This window comes from Paracoccus simplex, from assembly GCF_042648325.1.
GTDB classification, from domain to species: domain Bacteria; phylum Pseudomonadota; class Alphaproteobacteria; order Rhodobacterales; family Rhodobacteraceae; genus Paracoccus; species Paracoccus simplex.
Genome location: NZ_JBHRXE010000031.1, coordinates 32,841 through 50,607, shown reverse-complemented (window position 1 = coordinate 50,607; position 17,767 = coordinate 32,841). Strand labels below are relative to the sequence as shown.

Annotated in this window: 14 protein-coding genes; 12 read left to right on the top strand and 2 right to left on the bottom strand. The window is 70.3% G+C overall.

The window, feature by feature from the left end; genetic code table 11:
- The first annotated feature begins 305 nt into the window (after positions 1-305).
- Both ACFOMP_RS11465 and ACFOMP_RS11460 read left to right on the top strand, forming a co-directional pair.
- The gene (locus ACFOMP_RS11465) at positions 306-752 is read left to right on the top strand and encodes a hypothetical protein (RefSeq protein WP_379030579.1); all 447 of its coding nucleotides are present in this window, start codon (positions 306-308) and stop codon (positions 750-752) included.
- A gap of 73 nt (positions 753-825) precedes the next feature.
- Entirely contained in the window at positions 826-3,138 is a 2,313-nt protein-coding gene (locus tag ACFOMP_RS11460; RefSeq protein ID WP_379030576.1) for a Tex family protein, read from the top strand.
- A 69-nt stretch (positions 3,139-3,207) separates the two neighbouring features.
- Here the strand turns inward: ACFOMP_RS11460 and pdxY are convergent, their stop codons facing one another.
- Together pdxY and ACFOMP_RS11450 are read right to left on the bottom strand one after the other, a co-directional pair.
- Entirely contained in the window at positions 3,208-4,044 is an 837-nt protein-coding gene (gene pdxY / locus ACFOMP_RS11455; RefSeq protein ID WP_379030573.1) for a pyridoxal kinase, read from the bottom strand.
- Entirely contained in the window at positions 4,041-4,832 is a 792-nt protein-coding gene (locus ACFOMP_RS11450; protein WP_379030570.1) for an MOSC domain-containing protein, read from the bottom strand. Before ACFOMP_RS11450 ends, pdxY begins: the two co-directional genes overlap by 4 nt.
- A 239-nt stretch (positions 4,833-5,071) precedes the next feature.
- Here ACFOMP_RS11450 and ACFOMP_RS11445 point away from each other — a divergent pair, with 239 nt between their 5' ends.
- The 10 genes from ACFOMP_RS11445 (at position 5,072) to ACFOMP_RS11400 (ending at position 17,743) form a co-directional block, all read left to right on the top strand.
- Positions 5,072-5,662: an ANTAR domain-containing response regulator gene (locus ACFOMP_RS11445; protein ID WP_379030567.1), complete on the top strand. Its 591-nt coding sequence runs from the start codon at positions 5,072-5,074 to the stop codon at positions 5,660-5,662.
- Positions 5,653-6,825, top strand: a complete 1,173-nt coding sequence (locus ACFOMP_RS11440) for a CmpA/NrtA family ABC transporter substrate-binding protein (protein WP_379030564.1) — start codon at positions 5,653-5,655, stop codon at positions 6,823-6,825. Before ACFOMP_RS11445 ends, ACFOMP_RS11440 begins: the two co-directional genes overlap by 10 nt.
- Before the next feature lie 284 nt (positions 6,826-7,109).
- Positions 7,110-8,318: an MFS transporter gene (locus ACFOMP_RS11435; protein WP_379030561.1), complete on the top strand. Its 1,209-nt coding sequence runs from the start codon at positions 7,110-7,112 to the stop codon at positions 8,316-8,318.
- A gap of 15 nt (positions 8,319-8,333) precedes the next feature.
- A complete protein-coding gene (gene nirB / locus ACFOMP_RS11430; RefSeq protein WP_379030558.1) occupies positions 8,334-10,766 on the top strand; it encodes a nitrite reductase large subunit NirB in 2,433 nt (810 codons plus the stop codon).
- Positions 10,763-11,098: a nitrite reductase small subunit NirD gene (gene nirD / locus ACFOMP_RS11425; RefSeq protein ID WP_379030555.1), complete on the top strand. Its 336-nt coding sequence runs from the start codon at positions 10,763-10,765 to the stop codon at positions 11,096-11,098. Before nirB ends, nirD begins: the two co-directional genes overlap by 4 nt.
- A gap of 12 nt (positions 11,099-11,110) precedes the next feature.
- On the top strand, positions 11,111-13,726 hold the full coding sequence (locus ACFOMP_RS11420; protein WP_379030552.1) for a molybdopterin-dependent oxidoreductase: 2,616 nt from the start codon (positions 11,111-11,113) through the stop codon (positions 13,724-13,726).
- 108 nt (positions 13,727-13,834) lie between these two features.
- Entirely contained in the window at positions 13,835-15,346 is a 1,512-nt protein-coding gene (locus tag ACFOMP_RS11415) for an alkaline phosphatase (RefSeq protein ID WP_289893475.1), read from the top strand.
- A 56-nt stretch (positions 15,347-15,402) separates the two neighbouring features.
- Positions 15,403-15,828 (top strand): hypothetical protein, encoded by a 426-nt coding sequence (locus ACFOMP_RS11410; protein ID WP_379030549.1) that lies wholly within the window; start codon positions 15,403-15,405, stop codon positions 15,826-15,828.
- The gene (locus ACFOMP_RS11405; RefSeq protein WP_379030546.1) at positions 15,828-16,481 is read left to right on the top strand and encodes an ABC transporter ATP-binding protein; all 654 of its coding nucleotides are present in this window, start codon (positions 15,828-15,830) and stop codon (positions 16,479-16,481) included. Before ACFOMP_RS11410 ends, ACFOMP_RS11405 begins: the two co-directional genes overlap by 1 nt.
- On the top strand, positions 16,478-17,743 hold the full coding sequence (locus ACFOMP_RS11400) for an ABC transporter permease (protein ID WP_379030544.1): 1,266 nt from the start codon (positions 16,478-16,480) through the stop codon (positions 17,741-17,743). Before ACFOMP_RS11405 ends, ACFOMP_RS11400 begins: the two co-directional genes overlap by 4 nt.
- Positions 17,744-17,767 lie beyond the last annotated feature (24 nt).

Genomic DNA, 17,767 nt, shown 5'->3' with positions numbered 1-17,767 from the left:
CGGAAGCTGTGGGATAAGTCCGTCCGGGGAAAGGGGAACCTCGGCCTTAAGCCGATTTGTGCAACAGAGCCGGTTAACGACGGCCATCCGCAACCTGAGGCTGTTAGCGGAACCACTCTGGAAGTTCATAAGGAAATACAGAAATATCAATAAATTGATTGCAGTAATCCGGCCATTTCCCGACCTGTCCCAAAGGGCAACTGGCAATCCGCGTGCGAAACGCGTTAATTGCATTTTATTAAATGTTCTCAATTTCGAGTTGGTGAGTGATGCTGGTAAACGGTAAGGTCCTGAATTTTTCCGCGATGAACGCTGCCCGCGAGTCGGGCGAGTTCGGCTTTGCGCATCTGCAGGTCTCGGGCATCGAGACGCTGGGCGTGAGCTTTTCGGGTTCGGTCGCGGATTGGTGCGAACTCGGCTTCTCGATCTGCGAAAGCTATCTGATCGAGGCGCAGAACATCTACATTGAAAACGATCTGGGCGGCTTCCTCTCGATGGCCGAGGCGCAGTTCGACGCCGACCTGTCCGACGAGGTGCTGGCCCATGCCAATACGCTGCTTCGCGGCGTCGCCTTCCGCCGGCTCGCCGGCGAACTGCAGGTGGTCGAGACGGTCGAGGGCCAGGCGGATCTGGACTGGCAGACGGTCGCCAGCCTGTGGCGTGCCATGGAGACGACGCAGGGCGACATGCGCATGCCGCGTCTGGATGCCGGCTTCGAGAAGCAGTTGCGCGCCGCGATGCGGCTGAGCTGAGCCGCGGCCCGGTTCTCGCGATGCTTGGATCGCGGGCCGGTTTTGGCTATGACGGCGGTCCAGACCTGAAAGGATGCCGCCCGTGGACGCAACCGACCGCATCGCCCGCACCATCGCCGCCGAGATCGCTGCCCGCCCCGACCAGGTGGCGGCGGCGACCAGCCTGCTGGACGGGGGCGCCACGGTGCCCTTCGTCGCGCGTTACCGCAAGGAAGTGACGGGCGGGCTGGACGACACCCAGCTGCGCACGCTGTCCGAGCGGCTGGCCTATCTGCGCGAGCTCGAGGCGCGGCGGAGCGCGATCCTCGAATCGATCAGGGGGCAGGGCAAGCTGACCGAGGATCTGGCCCGCGCCATCGCCGGGGCCGAGACCAAGGCCACGCTTGAAGACATCTACCTGCCCTTCAAGCCCAAGCGGCGCACCAAGGCGATGATCGCGCGCGAAAACGGGCTGGAGCCGCTGCTGCGCGCCATCCAGGACGACCGCGCCGCCGAACCCGAGGCGCTGGCGGCGGGCCATGTCTCGGAAGCGGTGCCGGATGTGAAAGCGGCGCTGGACGGGGCGCGCGACATCTTGGTCGAGGAACTGTCCGAGAATGCGGCGCTGCTGGGCCGGCTGCGCGAATTCATGCAGGCCGAGGCGATCATCCGCGCCAAGGTGGTGCCGGGCAAGGAGCAGGTCGGCGCCAAGTTCAGCGATTATTTCGACCAGTCCGAGAAATGGGCCAGCATCCCCGCGCATCGGGCGCTGGCCATCCTGCGCGGCGCCAAGGAGGAGGTGCTGACCATCGAGATCGCCCCCGAGCCGGAAACCGGCGCGGCGCGGGCCGAGGGCATCGTCGCCTCGGCCCTGGGGCGGCTGGGGGACCAGCCGGGCGACCGCTGGCTGCGCAAGGTGGCGGGCTGGTGCTGGCGGGTGCGGCTGTCGAACACCATGTATATCGACCTGATAACCGAGCTGCGCACCCGCGCCCATGCCGAGGCGATCCGGGTCTTCGCCCGCAATCTCAAGGATCTGCTGCTGGCCTCGCCCGCCGGACCGCGCCCGACCATCGGGCTGGACCCCGGCATCCGCACCGGGGTCAAGCTGGCCGCCGTCGACGGCACCGGCAAGCTGGTCGAGACGGCGACGCTGTATCCCTTCCCGCCGAAATCCGACCTGCGCGGCGCGGAAGCGGCGCTGGCCGCCGCCATCGTCAAGCACAGGATCGAGCTGATCGCCATCGGCAACGGCACCGCCAGCCGCGAGACCGAGCGTTTCGTGGCCGAGGTGCTGAAGCGCCTGCCCGACGGGGTGAAACAGCCGGTCAAGGTGATCGTCAGCGAGGCCGGCGCCTCGGTCTATTCCGCCTCGGAGCTGGCGGCGCGGGAATTCCCGGAGCTCGACGTCTCGCTGCGCGGCGCGGTCTCCATTGGCCGGCGGCTGCAAGACCCGCTGGCCGAGCTGGTGAAGGTGCCGCCCGAAGCGATCGGCGTCGGGCAGTATCAGCATGACGTGGACCAGCGTCGGCTGGCCAAGACCCTGGAGGCGGTGGTCGAGGATGCGGTGAACGCGGTGGGGGTGGACCTGAACACCGCCTCGGCCCCGCTGCTGGCGCATGTGGCCGGGTTGGGTCCGTCGCTGGCGCAGAACATCGTGGCCTGGCGCGACGAGAATGGCGCCTTCCCGTCGCGCGCGGCGCTGAAGAAGGTCGGCGGGCTTGGCCCGCGCGCCTTCGAGCAATGCGCGGGCTTCCTGCGCATCCGCGACGGCAAGGAGCCGCTGGACGCTTCCTCGGTCCACCCCGAGGCATACGGCGTCGCCCGCCGCATCGTCGCCGCCTGCGGCCGCGACATCCGCCAGATCATGGGCGATGGCGCGGCGCTGAAGGGCGTCCGGGCGGAAGCCTTCGTCGACGAGCATTTCGGCCTGCCCACCATTCGCGACATCCTGGCCGAGCTGGAAAAGCCCGGCCGCGACCCGCGGCCGAGCTTCGTCACCGCAAGCTTTGCCGAGGGGGTCGAGGATATCAGGGATCTGCGGCCGGGCATGGCGCTGGAGGGCACGGTGACCAATGTCGCCGCCTTCGGCGCCTTCGTCGATATCGGCGTGCATCAGGATGGGCTGGTGCATATCAGCCAGCTGGCCGACCGTTTCGTCAAGGATCCGAACGAGGTGGTGAAGGTCGGCGATGTGGTCAAGGTCCGGGTGACCGAGGTGGATGTGGCCAGAAAGCGCATCGGCTTGACCATGCGCAAGGACGGCGGCGCCGCCGCCCGCGAGGCGCAGAAGGAGCGCGGGCCCAAGGTCCAGCCGGCGCGCGGCCCGAAATCCGCCGCCCCTGCCGGCAAGGAGCAGCCCGGCGCCCTGGGCGCGGCGCTGCTGAACGCATTGCGCAAGACCTGAGGGGGGCGCTGCCCCCGCCGCGCCTGCGGCACGGCTAAGGGGGTATTTGGGCAACGAAGAAGCCCGGGATCAGCAGCCCAGCAGGGCCGCCCGGAACTTGGGATCCGACAGCACCACCTCTTTCGTTCCCAGTTCCGCCGCGCGCGTCAGCGCGCGCGCGGTCTGGAGCTGCGCAAACTCCACCGCCTGGGAGAGGCTGCGGCCTTGCCCCAGCGCGGCGGTGATCAGCCCGGCGAACAGGTCGCCGGTCCCGGCCAGCGCCACCGGCAGATGCGGCGTCGGATGGCGCGTCAGCCCCTGCGGTCCCAGGATCACGCTTTCCAGCATGCCGGGCGCGGTCTCGCGCAGCCGGCAGCCGGTGACGATCAGCTGCGCCGCGGGCGCCATGCGCAGCCCTTGCGCGGCGCGGTGGATGTCGGCCAGTTCCGTGATGGGCTGCCCGGTCAGCCAGGCGACCTCGAACGGGTTGGGCGAGGCGATGTCGGCCATGGGCAGCAGCCGGTCGCGGAAGGTGTCGGCGATCTCCTGCGGCACATAGAGGCCCGGTTGCTCGTCGCCCAGCACCGGGTCGCAGTAATAGCGCAGGCCCGGGTTCGCTGCCTTGGCGCGGGCGACGAAATCGGCGGTCAGCCGCGCCACCTCGACCGAGCCGATATAGCCGGTCAGCAGGACATCCGCGCGTTCCGGCAGGCCGCGATCCCAGAGGCCCTGCAGGAGGTCGGCGAAAAAATCGCCGGGCAGCGGCCGGCCGCGCAGGCTGGGATAGTCCGGGGTGTTGGAAAAGATCACCGTCGGGACCGGCGCCACCTCCAGCCCCGCCGCCAGCATCGGAAACACCGCCGCCGAATTGCCGACATGACCCATGACCACCTGGCTCTGGATCGAGATCACCAGCGGGCGGCTCATGCGCCGCCCTCCAGCCGCTTCGACCAATCCTCGACCCGGCCGCTTTCCAGCCGGCGCACCGCGTAGCGCCGCCAGCCCTCGGCCAGCACGTCCAGCGCGGCGATGCCCTGCAATTCGCCCAAGTTCAGCCGGTCCACGTAGAGCGCATGCCAGAGCCGGCGCAGCGTCCAGTCGGGCGCCACGCGGTCGATCCGCTCCAGCCGGTCGCCGGGGGCGACGATGCCGGGCTGCAGGACGCGGTAATACCAGCCGGTGCGGCCGCTTTGCTGCACGCGCCGCGCCATGTCCGCGACGCCGAAGCGCCGGTTCAGCTTCCAGCAGGGCTGCCGGCCCTGCGACACCTGCACCAGCGCCGAGCCGAGCCGGAAGATGTCGCCCACCGCGACATCCGTCTCGGTCAGGCCCCGGGTCGAGATGTTCTCGCCGAAGGCGCCGGGTGCATCCAGCGGGGCGCCGGTTTCCCGGTTTTCCGGATGACCCACCGGGGGCTGGCCGCCGAATCCGCCACCGGTCCGAGAATCGGCGGCCGGCGGGTGCGGCCCGCCCGGCGGTTCGGCCGGACGCAGTGGTCCAAGTTCCTCGCGCCAGGCCGGGTAATGGTCGAAAGCATAATGGTGCACGGCCTTTTCCGGCCCGCCATGCACACGGCGGTCGGCCTGCTCGTCGCCCTCGAACCCCTCGGGGCCAAGCGTCAGCGGCCGGTCCGCCGGGCGCTTGTCGATGCCGCTGAGCTGGTCGCTGCCCGGCAGCGGCGCCGCCTTGCCCGTCAGCAGGATGATCTGGGCCATGGTTCCCCCGGCTTGCCTGGATGCGGGCAGATTAGCCAAGGAACCGGCAAGCTCAAGGGGCCAAGACCCGGCCGGTCCCGCCCCGCCCGCATCGCCGCGCTGCCCGTTCCCCGCGCGCGGCGGCGCATATCTGCCCGGTCCTTGCGCAGGGCGCGGATGGGCCGGGCGACGCGCGCGGCAGGCATTGCCGGCGCCCGGTTCCGCTGGCACCTGCTGGGACGGGAGAGAGCAGGAAGCAGATGGACAAGCGCCTTTCGATCGTCGTCATCGAGCCCGACCCGGAACGCGCCGCCCCGATCGTGGACGGGCTGCGCGAGGTCGGCGACCACGACATCCGCATCATCTCGGAGGAAACCGGTCTCGCGCGCCACATCGCCGAATGCCGGCCCGATATGGTGCTGATCGACCTGGCCAACCCCTCGCGCGACGTGCTCGAGGAGCTGGCGCTGGCCTCGGGCCCGACCGAGCGGCCGGTGGCGATGTTCGTGGACCGCTCGGACGAGCACCTGACGCGGGCGGCGGTCGAGGCCGGCATTTCGGCCTATGTCGTGGACGGGCTGCGGCCCGAGCGCATCAAGCCGGTGCTGGACGCGGCCATCGCGCGCTTTCACATGTTCCAGCGCATGCGCGCCGAACTGGCCGCGACCCGCGCCGCGCTGGAGGAGCGCAAGGTGATCGACCGCGCCAAGGCGGTGCTGATGAAGGCGCGCGGCATCGACGAGGAGGCCGCCTATGCGCTGTTGCGCAAGACGGCGATGGACCAGGGCAAGCGCGTGGCCGAGATCGCCCAGCAGCTGGTCCTGGCCGCGGGGTTGCTGTCATGCCGCTGACGCCCCTGCGCCTGGGCTATGTGCCGCTGATCGACGCGGCGCCCCTGATCGTGGCGCGCGAGCTGGGCTTCGCCGCCGAGGAAGGGCTGGCGTTCCGGCTGCTGCGCCTGGGCGCCTGGGCGCAGGCCCGCGACATGCTGGGCGCCGGGCTGATCGAGGCGGCGCATATGCTGGCGCCGATGCCGGTGGCGCAGGCGCTGGGGCTGGGTCCGGCGCTGCCGGATCTGGACCTTGCGATGTTCCTGTCGCAAGGCGGGCAGGCGGTCGCGGTCGGCGCCGCCTTGGCCGCCAGGATGCGCGACCAGGGCCATGATTTCGACTTTCGCGATGCCCGCAAGGCGGGGCTTGCGCTGCAACGCGCCGCGTCCGCCCGGCTGCGGGTGGGCGTGCCGTTCCATTTCTCGACGCAGTTGGAGCTGATCCGGCACTGGCTTGGCGCCTGCGGCTTCAGCCCGGCGCTGGAGGTCGTCACCGTGCCGCCGCCGCTGATGGCCGAATCCATGGCCGCGGGCGAGCTCGACGCCTTTTGCGTCGGCGAGCCCTGGGCGTCCAGCGCCGTGGACCGGGGCCTTGCCGCGCTGCTGTTGCCCGGCACGGCGATCTGGGCCGCACCACCGGAAAAGGGCCTGGTGCTGCGCCGCGATTTCACCGTCTCCGATCCGCAGCTTACCGGGGCGCTGATGCGGGCGGTCTGGCGGGCCGGGCGCTGGCTCGACGAGCCCGAGAACCGCGACACCGCCGCCGAGATCCTGTCGCGGCGCGAATATCTGGACCTGCCGGCCGAACTGGCCGAGCGCGGACTGACCGGACGGCTGCAGGTCACCCCTGCGGGCGAGTTCCGCCATGTGCCGGGCTTTGTCGCCTTCCATGCCGGGGCGGCGAACTTCCCCTGGAAAAGCCTGGCCGCCCTGTTCGCGCAGCGCATCGCCCGGCGTCATGGGCTGGAGCCCGGGCCGGCGATGCAAAAGGCGATGACGCATTTCCGCACCGACCTTTACCGCGCGCATCTGCGCGAAGCCGGGGCGGCGCTTCCGGGCGCCTCGGCCCGGCTGGAGGGCGCGCTGGCCGAGGACCGCGAGGTCGCGGCCGAAAAGGGCCAGATGATTCTGCGCGCCGATGCCTTCTTCGACGGCATTGTCTTCGAGCCGCCCTTCGCAAGCTGAGCGTTTCGCGGGCAGGCCGGGCGCGGTGCTGCCCGGGTTTCGGGCGGAACCGGCGGCGGATGCTGCGATGCCGCATCGACGCTTGATCCGCCCGGTTCGCTGATCCAGTCTGATCCCATGGCCCGGCGCAACGGCGCGCCACCGGCCCGCTCGCAATGATGCGGCACGGATTCCCGCGACGATGCGGCGATCCTCCCCCGAAAGCGCAAATCCGCTGCGGCGTCCCGCCGCCCGGCCGCGTGCTTTCCGACCGCCTTCGCCATCAGCAACGCATCGGAGCCACCATGCCCGCCGTTCCCCCCGTTCCCCCCTCCGAGGCCAGCCGCGCGCTGGGCCTTTCGACCTTCGCCTTCACCATCTGCTTCGCGGTCTGGACGATTTTCTCGATCATCGGCCTGCAGATCCGCGCGCAGCTTTCCCTGACCGAAACCCAGTTCGGCCTGCTGATCGGCCTGCCGATCCTGACCGGCTCGCTGGTGCGCATCGCCTTGGGCGTGCTGACCGACCGGCTGGGCGGGCGACGGGTCTATACCCTGACCATGCTGGCCGCCGCCGGCGCCACCTTCCTGTTGTCCTGGGCCAGCACCTATCCGCAGATGCTGCTGGCGGCGCTGGGCGTCGGGCTGGCCGGCGGCTCTTTCGCGGTGGGCGTCGCCTATGTCTCGCGCTTCTATGCCGCGGGGCGGCAGGGCACGGCGCTGGGCATCTTCGGCACCGGCAATGTCGGCGCCGCCCTGACCAAATTCGCCGCGCCCTTCGTCATGCTGGCGCTGGGCTGGCAGGCGACCGCGCAGATCTGGGCCGCCGTGCTGGCGCTGACCGCCGTGCTGTTCTGGCTGCTGAGCAAGGACGACCCCGTCACCGCCGCCGGGATCGGCCGCAAGGCGCCCTTGCGCGCCGAATTCGCGCCGCTGGGCCAGATCCGGGTCTGGCGCTTCTCGGCCTATTATTTCTTCAGCTTCGGCGGCTTCGTCGCCCTGGCCCTGTGGCTGCCGCATTACCTGACCGAGGTCTACGACTTCGACATCGCCACCGCCGGCATGATCGGCGCCGCCTATTCCATCCCCGGCTCGATCTTCCGCGCCTGGGGCGGGGTGCTGTCGGACCGCATCGGCGCGCGGGTGGTGATGTATGCGACCTTTGCCGTCTCGCTGGTCGCGACCGCGATCCTGTCGATCCCCTCGGGCGTGCCGGTGCCGGTCTTTTTGGCGGTGATCTTCGTGCTGGGCTTCTTCATGAGCCTGGGCAAGGCTGCCGTCTACAAGCACATCCCCAGCTATTACCCCGGCCATATCGGCGCGGTCGGCGGGCTGGTGGGCATGATCGGCGGCCTGGGCGGCTTCGTGCTGCCGCTGCTGTTCGGCTGGCTGCGCGACCAGACCGGGCTGTGGTCCAGTTGCTTCATGGCGCTCTTCCTGCTGGTCGGGTTCTGCGCGCTGTGGATGCACGCCTCGATCCGCCAGATGGGCCGCGCCGCCCTGCAAGCCGCCTGAGAAAGGAGTCCCGCAATGAAGAACCTTGTCGTCATCGGCGCCGGCATGGCCTCGGGCCGCCTGCTGGAGCATCTGTTCGAGGCCGCGCCCGGCGCATGGCAGGTCACCCTGTTCAACGCCGAGCCGCGCGGCAATTACAACCGGCTGATGCTGTCGCCGGTCCTGTCGGGCGAAAAGACCTATGAGCAGATCGTCACCCATGACGCGGATTGGTATGCCGCGCATGGCGTCGATTGCCGCTTCGGCGAGCCGGTGGTGCGGATCGACCGCGCCAATCGCACTGTCTATTCCAGCGCGGGCGGCGCGCCTTATGACGCCCTGGTCATCGCCACCGGCTCGGCGCCCTTCATCATCCCGGTGCCCGGCAGCGATCTGCCGGGCGTGGTGACCTATCGCGACCTCGAGGACACCAACGCCATGATCGAGGCCGGGATCGCCGGCAAGGACGCGGTGGTGATCGGCGGCGGGCTTCTGGGTCTCGAGGCGGCGGCCGGCATGGCCGCGCGCGGCGCCCGCGTCACCGTCGTCCATCTGATGGGCCATCTGATGGAGCGGCAGCTCGACCCCGCCGCCGGCTATCTGCTGCAGCGCGACCTGGAGCGGCGCGGCATCAAGGTGCATTGCAAGGGCGCGACCAAGGCGATCCTGGGCCATGGCCGGGCCGAGGCGGTGCTGCTGGAGGACGGCACCGTCCATCCCGCCGATCTGGTCTGCATGGCCGTCGGCATCCGCCCCGAGGTGCGGCTGGCCAATGACGCGCATCTGGAGGTCGAGCGCGGCATCGTCGTCGACGACGCCCTGCGCACCTCGGACCCGCAGATCTTCGCGCTTGGCGAATGCGTCGAGCATCGGGATCAGGTCTTCGGCCTTGTGGCGCCGCTTTACGATCAGGCCAAGGTGCTGGCCCGGACCCTGCTGGGCGAGGCGGCCGGGTTCCGCCCGGTGCAGACCGCGACCAAGCTGAAGGTGACCGGCTGCGACCTGTTCAGCGCCGGCGATTTCGCCGAAGCCGAGGGGCGCGAGGACATCGTGTTCCGCGACCCCGGCCGCGGCATCTACAAGCGGCTGGTGCTGGAGAACGACCGCATCATCGGCGTGGTCATGTATGGCGACACCGCCGACGGCAACTGGTTCTACGGGCTGATGAAGGACGAAACCGACGTGTCGGGGATGCGCGACACGCTGATCTTCGGCCCGGCCTTCCAGGGGGGGACCAAGCTGGACCCTATGGCGGCCGTTGCAGCCTTGCCGCCTGAGGCGGAGATCTGCGGCTGCAACGGCGTCTGCAAGGGAACCATCGTCGCCGCGGTGCAGGACGGCGCGACCACGCTTGATGCGGTGCGCGCCTGCACCAAGGCCTCGGGATCCTGCGGCACCTGCACCGGGCTGGTCGAACAGGTGATGAAGCTGACCCTGGGCGACGGCTTCGTCGCGCCCGCCTCTGGCGGCATGTGCAAATGCACCGACCACAGCCACGAGGACGTGCGGCGGCTGATCCGCTCCATGGGGCTGAAGTCGATCCCGGCGGTCATGCAGGAGCTGGGCTGGAAGAGCGTCGGCGGCTGCCATTCCTGCCGCCCGGCGCTGAACTATTACCTGCTGGCGGAATGGCCGCTGGAATACCAGGACGACCGGCAGAGCCGTTTCGTGAACGAAAGGAACCACGCCAACATCCAGAAGGACGGCACCTATTCGGTGGTGCCGCGCATGTGGGGCGGCGTCACCACGCCGGCCGAGCTGCGCGCCATCGCCGACGCGGCCGAGAAATATGCCGTGCCGATGGTCAAGGTCACCGGCGGCCAGCGCATCGACCTGCTGGGCGTCCGCAAGCAGGATCTGCCGCAGATCTGGGCCGACCTGAACGCCGCCGGGCTGGTTTCCGGCCATGCCTATTCCAAGGGGCTGCGCACGGTGAAGACCTGCGTCGGCAGCGAGTTCTGCCGCTTCGGCACCCAGGATTCCACGGGCCTCGGCATCCGGCTGGAAAAGCTGCTTTGGGGTTCGTGGACGCCGCACAAGGTCAAGCTGGGCGTCTCGGGCTGCCCCAGGAACTGCGCCGAGGCGACCTGCAAGGACGTGGGCGTGATCTGCGTCGACAGCGGCTACCAGATCAGCGTCGCCGGCGCCGCCGGGATGGAGGTGAAGGAGACCGAGCCCCTGGCCGCGACCCCGTCCGAGGACGAGGCGGTCGAGATCGTCACCGCCTTCGTCCAGCTTTACCGCGAAAACGCCCGCTATCTGGACCGGCCCTATAAATGGGTGGCCAAGGTCGGGCTCAACTGGGTCAAGGCGCAGGTCGCCGACCTGCCGACCCGCCGCGCGCTGGTCGAGCGCTTCGAGATCAGCCAGTCGGTCTATCGCCGCGACCCCTGGGCCGAACATTCCACCACCGCCGAGACGCCCCGCTGGGCGCCCCTTGCCGATCTGACCCTGGAGGCCGCGGAATGACCGTCTTTGTCGATATCGGAGCCTTGGACGACATTCCCCGCCAGGGCGCGCGGGTGATCCGCACCGCGCAGGGCTGCGTCGCGGTGTTCCGCACCCTGGACGACCGGGTCTTTGCGCTGGACGACCGTTGCCCGCACAAGGGCGGCCCGCTGTCCGAGGGCATGGTGCATGGCGACCGGGTGACCTGCCCGCTGCACAACTGGGTGTTCGACATGAACTCGGGCGCCGCGCAGGGCGCCGACGAGGGCGCGGTCCGCACCTGGCCGGTCCGCGTCGAGCAGGGCCGCGTCCTGATCAGCGCCGAACTCGTCACCCGCTCGCACGCCGCCTGAGGAGGGGCCATCATGCAGACCATCCGCACCACCTGTCCCTATTGCGGCGTCGGCTGCGGCGTGCTGGCGACGCCCGACGGCCGGGGCGGGCTGGGCGTCGCCGGCGATCCCGGGCATCCGGCGAACCGGGGCCGGCTCTGCGTCAAGGGCGCGGCGCTGGGCGAGACCGTCGGCCATGCCGGCCGGCTGCTCGCCCCGCGCATCCATGACCGCGAGGCGGGCTGGGACGAGGCGCTGGGCCTGGTCGCGCGCCGGTTTTCCGAAACCATCGCCGAACACGGGCCGGATTCGGTCGGCTTCTACGTCTCGGGGCAGCTCTTGACCGAGGATTACTATGTCGCCAACAAGCTGATGAAGGGCTTCATCGGCTCGGGCAATATCGACACCAATTCGCGGCTCTGCATGGCCTCGGCGGTGGCGGGGCAGCGGCGGGCCTTCGGCTCGGACACGGTGCCGGGGCTCTACGAGGATCTGGAACTGGCCGATACGGTGGTGCTGGTCGGCTCGAACCTCGCCTGGTGCCATCCGGTGCTTTACCAGCGGCTGGCGGCGGCGCGCGCGGTGCGGGGCACGCGGGTCGTGGTGGTCGATCCGCGCCGCACCGCAAGCTGCGACATCGCCGACCTGCATCTGCCGCTGGCGCCGGGTTCGGATGCGGCGCTGTTCAACCTGCTTCTGGCAGAAATCGGCAGAATATCAGAGTTATGCGTTGATAATCTGGAAGGAATCGAGGATGCGATGGCCGCGGCGCGCGCCACGTCCCCCTCGGCCACCGGGCTGGCGCACAGCCAGTTGCGGCAGTTCTTCGACCTCTGGCTGCACAGTGACAAGGTGGTGACGGTCTGGTCGCAGGGCGTGAACCAGTCCGACAGCGGCACAGACAAGGTGAACGCGATCCTGAACTGCCACCTTGCCAGCGGCCGCATCGGCCGGCCCGGCATGGGCCCGTTCAGCGTCACCGGCCAGCCCAATGCCATGGGCGGGCGCGAGGTCGGCGGGCTGGCCAACATGCTGGCCTGCCATCTGGAGATCGAGAATCCCGCGCATCGCGCGGCGGTGCGCGCATTCTGGAACGCGCCGCGCATGGCCGAGCGGCCGGGGCTGAAGGCCGTGGACATGTTCCGCGCCGTCGAGGACGGCCGGATCAAGGCGCTGTGGATCATCTGCACCAACCCCGCCGCGACCATGCCCGAGGCCGACCGCGTCGCCCGCGCCATTGCCGGCTGCGATTTCACCGTGGTCTCGGACATCATGGCGCGGACCGACACCCTGCGGCTGGCGCATGTGGCGCTGCCGGCGACCGGCTGGGGCGAAAAGGACGGCACGGTGACGAATTCCGAACGCCGCATCAGCCGCCAGCGCCGTAGTCTTTCCCCGGTCGGGCAGGCGCGCGACGACTGGCGCATCCTGGCCGAGGTCGGGCGCCGCATGGGCTGGGCCGAGGCCTTCGCCTGGCGGCACCCGGCGCAGGTCTTTGCCGAACACGCGGCGCTTTCGGGCATCGCGGGCGGTCTGGGCAGCGATTTCGACATCTCGGCCCATGCCGGCATCACCCCGGCGGAATATGACGCGCTGGCGCCGTTCCTGTGGCCGCATTCGGCGGGCCGGCAGGGCGGACGGTTCTTCGGCGACGGGCGGTTCCATACGCCTTCGGGGCGGGGCCGCATGGTGGCGGTCACGCCGCGCCCGCCGCGGCCGGTGGATGCGGACCATCCCTTCCGGCTGAACACCGGCCGGGTGCGCGACCATTGGCACACCATGACCCGCACCGGCCTGTCGCCGCGGCTGTCCCGGCATCTGGCCGAGCCCTTTCTGGAACTGCACCCCGACGACGCCGCCCGGCTGGGCCTGCAGCCCGCCAGCCTGGCCGAGATCGTCAGCCCGCATGGCCGCGCGGTGCTGCGGGTGCTGGTGAGCGGCCGGGTGGCGCCGGGCCATCCCTTCGCGCCGATGCACTGGACGGGCGAGACCGCGGCCTCGGGCCGGGTCGATGCGCTGGTGCCGGGTGCTGTCGATCCGGTCTCGGGCCAGCCGGCGCTGAAATCGGCGGCGGTGGCGATCCGGCCCTTTGCCGCGCGTTGGTTCGGCTTCGCCGTCTCGGCCGGCCGGATCCGGCCGGATTGCGACTATTGGGCGCGGGCCACGCTGCCAAGGGGCGAGCAGGCCGAACTGGCCGGGCTTGCGCCGCCGCAGGACTGGACCGCGCATGCCCGCGCGCTGTTCGGCCTTTCGGACGAGCCGCTGGTGCTGCAGGACCGCGCCCGCGGGCAGGTGCGGCTGGCCTTCCTGCACGAGGGTCGGCTGCAGGCGGCGTTGTTCGTGGCGCCCGGGCCGGTGGCCCTGTCGCGCAGCCATGTCGCGGCGCTGCTGGGCGAGGGCGCGACCCTGAGCGGGGCCGAGGCGCTGGCCGGCCGTCCCGGCGCCGACCGCCCGGACGAGGGGGCGCTGGTCTGCGCCTGTTTCGGCATCGGCGTGAACAGCATCGTGCAGGCCATTGCCAGCCGGCGCCTGACCTCGGTCGAGGCGGTGGGGCAGGCGCTGCGGGCCGGCACCAATTGCGGCTCGTGCCGCCCCGAGATCCGGGCGCTGCTGGATGCCGGCACCGCCTGCCGGACGGCGGCCGAGTAGGGGCGCTGTCACGAAGATACCACGAGGCTGCCACGAAAGCGTTACCCGGCCGGCTTAGGCGGGGCCTCGCGCCGACCGGCGCAAGGACCGAAAACCCCCGGGGGACCCATGAAATACCAACTCCGCTCGCTGATGGCAGGCGCGTCGCTTCTGGTGCTGGCCTCGAACGCCGTCGCGCAGGACAATGTGCTGCAGGCCGAGGATTCCTATTTCACCGCGGCCAAGGCCGAGCTTGCCCGGAAGATCGCCGACCAGCCGAATGTCGGCCGGGCCAGGAACGTCGTGCTGTTCGTCGTGGACGGGCTGTCGGTGCCGACCATCACCGCCGCGCGCATCCACGAGGGCCAGAGCCGCGGCGTGGACGGGGAATCGAACGTGCTGTCGTTCGAGGAACTGCTGCCCTACACGGCGCTGTCCAAGACCTATACACATGACAGCCAGGTGGCCGATTCGGCCCCGACCGCGACGGCCATCGTCTCGGGGGTGAAGTCCTTGAACGGCACCGTCGGCGTGACGCAGCAGGCCAAGGTCGAGGATTGCGCCAGCCAGAAGGGCGCCGAGGTCACGACGCTGTTCGAGCTGGCCGAGACCGCGGGCCTTTCGACCGGCATCATCTCGACCGCGCGCATCACCCATGCGACGCCTGCCGCCACCTATGCCAAGGTCACCGGCCGCGACTGGGAAGCCGACAAGGACCTGCCCGAGGAAGCGGTGCAGAACGGCTGCAAGGACATCGCCGCGCAGCTGGTCGACTGGCCGGCGGGCGATGGGTTCGAGGTCGTCCTGGGCGGCGGCCGCGGCAATTTCATGCTGGCCAGCCAGCAGGATCCCGAGGACGAGACCAAGACCGGCGCGCGCAAGGACCGCGACCTGATCGCCGAGTGGAAGGCGCGCCACAATGACGGCGCCTATGTCTGGAACAAGCAGGAATTCGACGCGGTCGATCCGGCCGGCACCGGCAAGCTGCTGGGTCTGTTCAACGCCAGCCACATGCAATACGAGGCGGATCGCGAGAAGGATGCCGCCGGCGAACCCTCGCTGGCCGAGATGTCGGTCAAGGCCATCGACATGCTGTCCCGCAACGAGAACGGCTATGTGCTGATGATCGAGGGCGGCCGCGTCGACCACGCCCATCATGCCGGCAATGCCGCCCGGGCGCTGACCGATACGGTGGCGGTGGCCGAGGCGGTGAAGGCGGTCTATGACAAGGTCGATCCGGCCGAGACGCTGATCATCCTGACCGCCGACCACAGCCATGTCTTCTCGATCGCCGGCTATCCGGCGCGCAACAACCCGATCCTGGGCATCGCGGGGCAGGGCGACGACGGCAAGCCCTATACCACGCTGGGCTATCTGAACGGCCCCGGCGCCCGCCTGGACGAGCCGCGCGCCGACCTGACCGGGATCGACACCACCGATATCGACTTCCTGCAACAGGCGCTGGTGCCGCTGGGCGAAAGCGAGACCCATGCCGGCGACGACGTGGCGATCTTCGCGCAGGGGCCCTGGGCGCATCTGTTCCACGGCGTCGTCGAGCAGAACCTGATCTATCACGTCATGGAACATGCGACCGGTCTGGCCAGCCGGGCGGCGCTGGCCACCAGCCAGGCCGCGAAGTGACACGACACATGCGCCGCCGGGCAGCCGGCGGCGCATCCCTTCGACCGGATGATGCCATGAACCGCCGCGCCCTGCTGACCGCCCCGCTGCTGCTGCCGCTTCTGCCGCGCGGCGCGCTGGCCGTGCCCGAGGCGCTGAAGTTCCGCGACCTTTACGTCCGCGGCCGCCAGCTGACGCCGCGCGCCGCCGCGCTGGCCGGGCAGCAGGTCACCATGATCGGCTATATGGCGCCGCCGCTGAAGCCCGAGATCGCCTTCTTCGTGCTGACCAAGCTGCCCATGTCCACCTGCCCGTTCTGCGAGACCGAGGCGCAATGGCCCGACGACATCGTGCTGGCGCTGACCGACCATCCGGTGCGCCCGGTGCGCTATACCGATCTGATCCGGGCGACGGGCATCTTCGAGACCGGCTTCCAGACCGATCCCGAAACCGGCTTCATCAGCTTCGTGCGCCTGCGCGGCACCCGCTACGAGAAGCTGTGATGGCGCGGCTTTCGGTGCGCGGCCTGCGTCATGCCTTCCATGCCCAGCCGGTGGTGGCATTGCCGATGCTGGAGCTGGAGCCGGGCCTGACGGTGCTGACCGGTCCCTCCGGTTCCGGCAAGACCACGCTGCTTTACCTGCTTTCCGGGCTGATCCGGCCGCAGGCGGGGGCGGTGATCTGGGACGGCGTGGACCTGGCGCGGCTGTCCGAGCGCGGCCGCGACCGCTGGCGGCGCGCCCATGCCGGCTTCGTCTTCCAGGATTTCCACCTGCTGCCCGAGCTTTCGCCCCTGCAGAACGTGCTGATGCCGGCGCGCTTCGCCGCCTTCTCGGCACGGCGCCATGCCGGGCGGGCGGCCGGACTGCTGCGCCGCTTCGGCGTGCCCGACCGCCGGTGCGCCGCCCTGCTGTCGCGGGGCGAACAGCAGCGCGCCGCGCTGGCCCGGGCCCTGCTGATGGATCCGGCCGCCCTGTTCGCGGATGAGCCGACGGCCAGCCTGGATGCCGCGGCCGGGCGGGTGGTGGCCGAGGCGCTGCAGGCGCTGGCGGCCGAGGGGCGCTGCGTCATTGCCGCCAGCCACGATCCCGACCTGATCGCGCTGGCCGGGCGCCGCCTGCATCTGGAACATGGCCGGATCGAGGTTTTCGCATGAACCCCGTCCCCTTCGTCCGGGCGCTGCTGGCCCGCAACCCGCGCACCGTCTGGCTGTTTGCAGTGCTGGTGGCGCTGGCCGCCGCCCTGGGCATCGCCATCAGCGCGCAGGAGCGGGCGCTGCGCCAGGGCTCGGCCCGCGCCGCCGATCGCTTCGACCTGATCGTGGCGGCGCCGGGCAGCCAGACCGACCTGCTGATGTCGGCCGTGTTCCTGCGCCCGGCCCAGGTCGAGCTGCTGCCCGGTCCGCTGGCGCATCGGGTGCTGAGCGACGCGGACGCGGAATTCGCCGCGCCGCTGGCCTTTGGCGACAGCCATGGCGACAGCCCGGTGATCGGCACCACCGCGGCGTTCGTCGCCCATCTGAGCGGCGGCCTGGCCGAGGGCCGCGGCTTCACGCGCCTGAACGAGGCGGTCATCGGCGCGCTGGTCGAGGGCGAGATCGGCGCGGCCCTTGCGATCCGCCACGGCCATGCCGACGAGGTGGCGGCCGGGCTTGACGCCGACCGCGCGGCCGAGACGCCCGACCACGATCGCGACCACGGCCATGCCGGACAGGACGGCCATCACCACGAGGAGGTGGTGATCACTGGCCGGATGCGCCCGACCGGCACGCCCTGGGATCGCGCCGTGGTGGTGCCGGTGGAATATATCTGGTCGGCGCATGTCATGGGCACCGGCCATCCGCCGGGGACCGAGCGCATCGGCCCGCCCTGGCAGGCCGAGCTGATGCCGGGCCTGCCGGCCATCGTGATGAAGCCCGCCAGCGTCGCCGATGCCTACGGGTTGCGGGCGCGCTACCGGAGCGAGGTCTCGACCGCCTTCTTCCCGGCCGAGACGCTGGTCGAACTTTACGCGGTGATGGGCGATGCGACCCGGGTCATGCTGGGCCTGACCCTGGCGGCGCAGGTGCTGATCGTGGCCGCGATCCTGGCCGGCATCCTGGCGGTCTTGGACCTGCAGCGGCGCAGCTTTGCGGTGCTGCGGGCGTTGGGGGCGCCGCGGCGCTATGTCTTCCTGTCGGTCTGGCTTTATGTCGCGGTCATGGTGCTGGGGGGCGCGCTGGCCGGGCTGCCGCTGGGCTGGGCGGCGTCGCAGCTGGTCTCGGCGCTGATCTCGCGCGAGACGGGGGTGGCCTTCGCCGCCACCCTCGGCGGGTCCGAACTGGCCATGGCGGGCCTGCTGATCCTGGCCGGCTTCCTGCTGGCGCTGCTGCCGGCCTGGCGGGTCTATCGCCAGCCGCTGGTCGAGGGGCTGCGCTGAACGCCCGGGCCGGCGCGGTCGAAA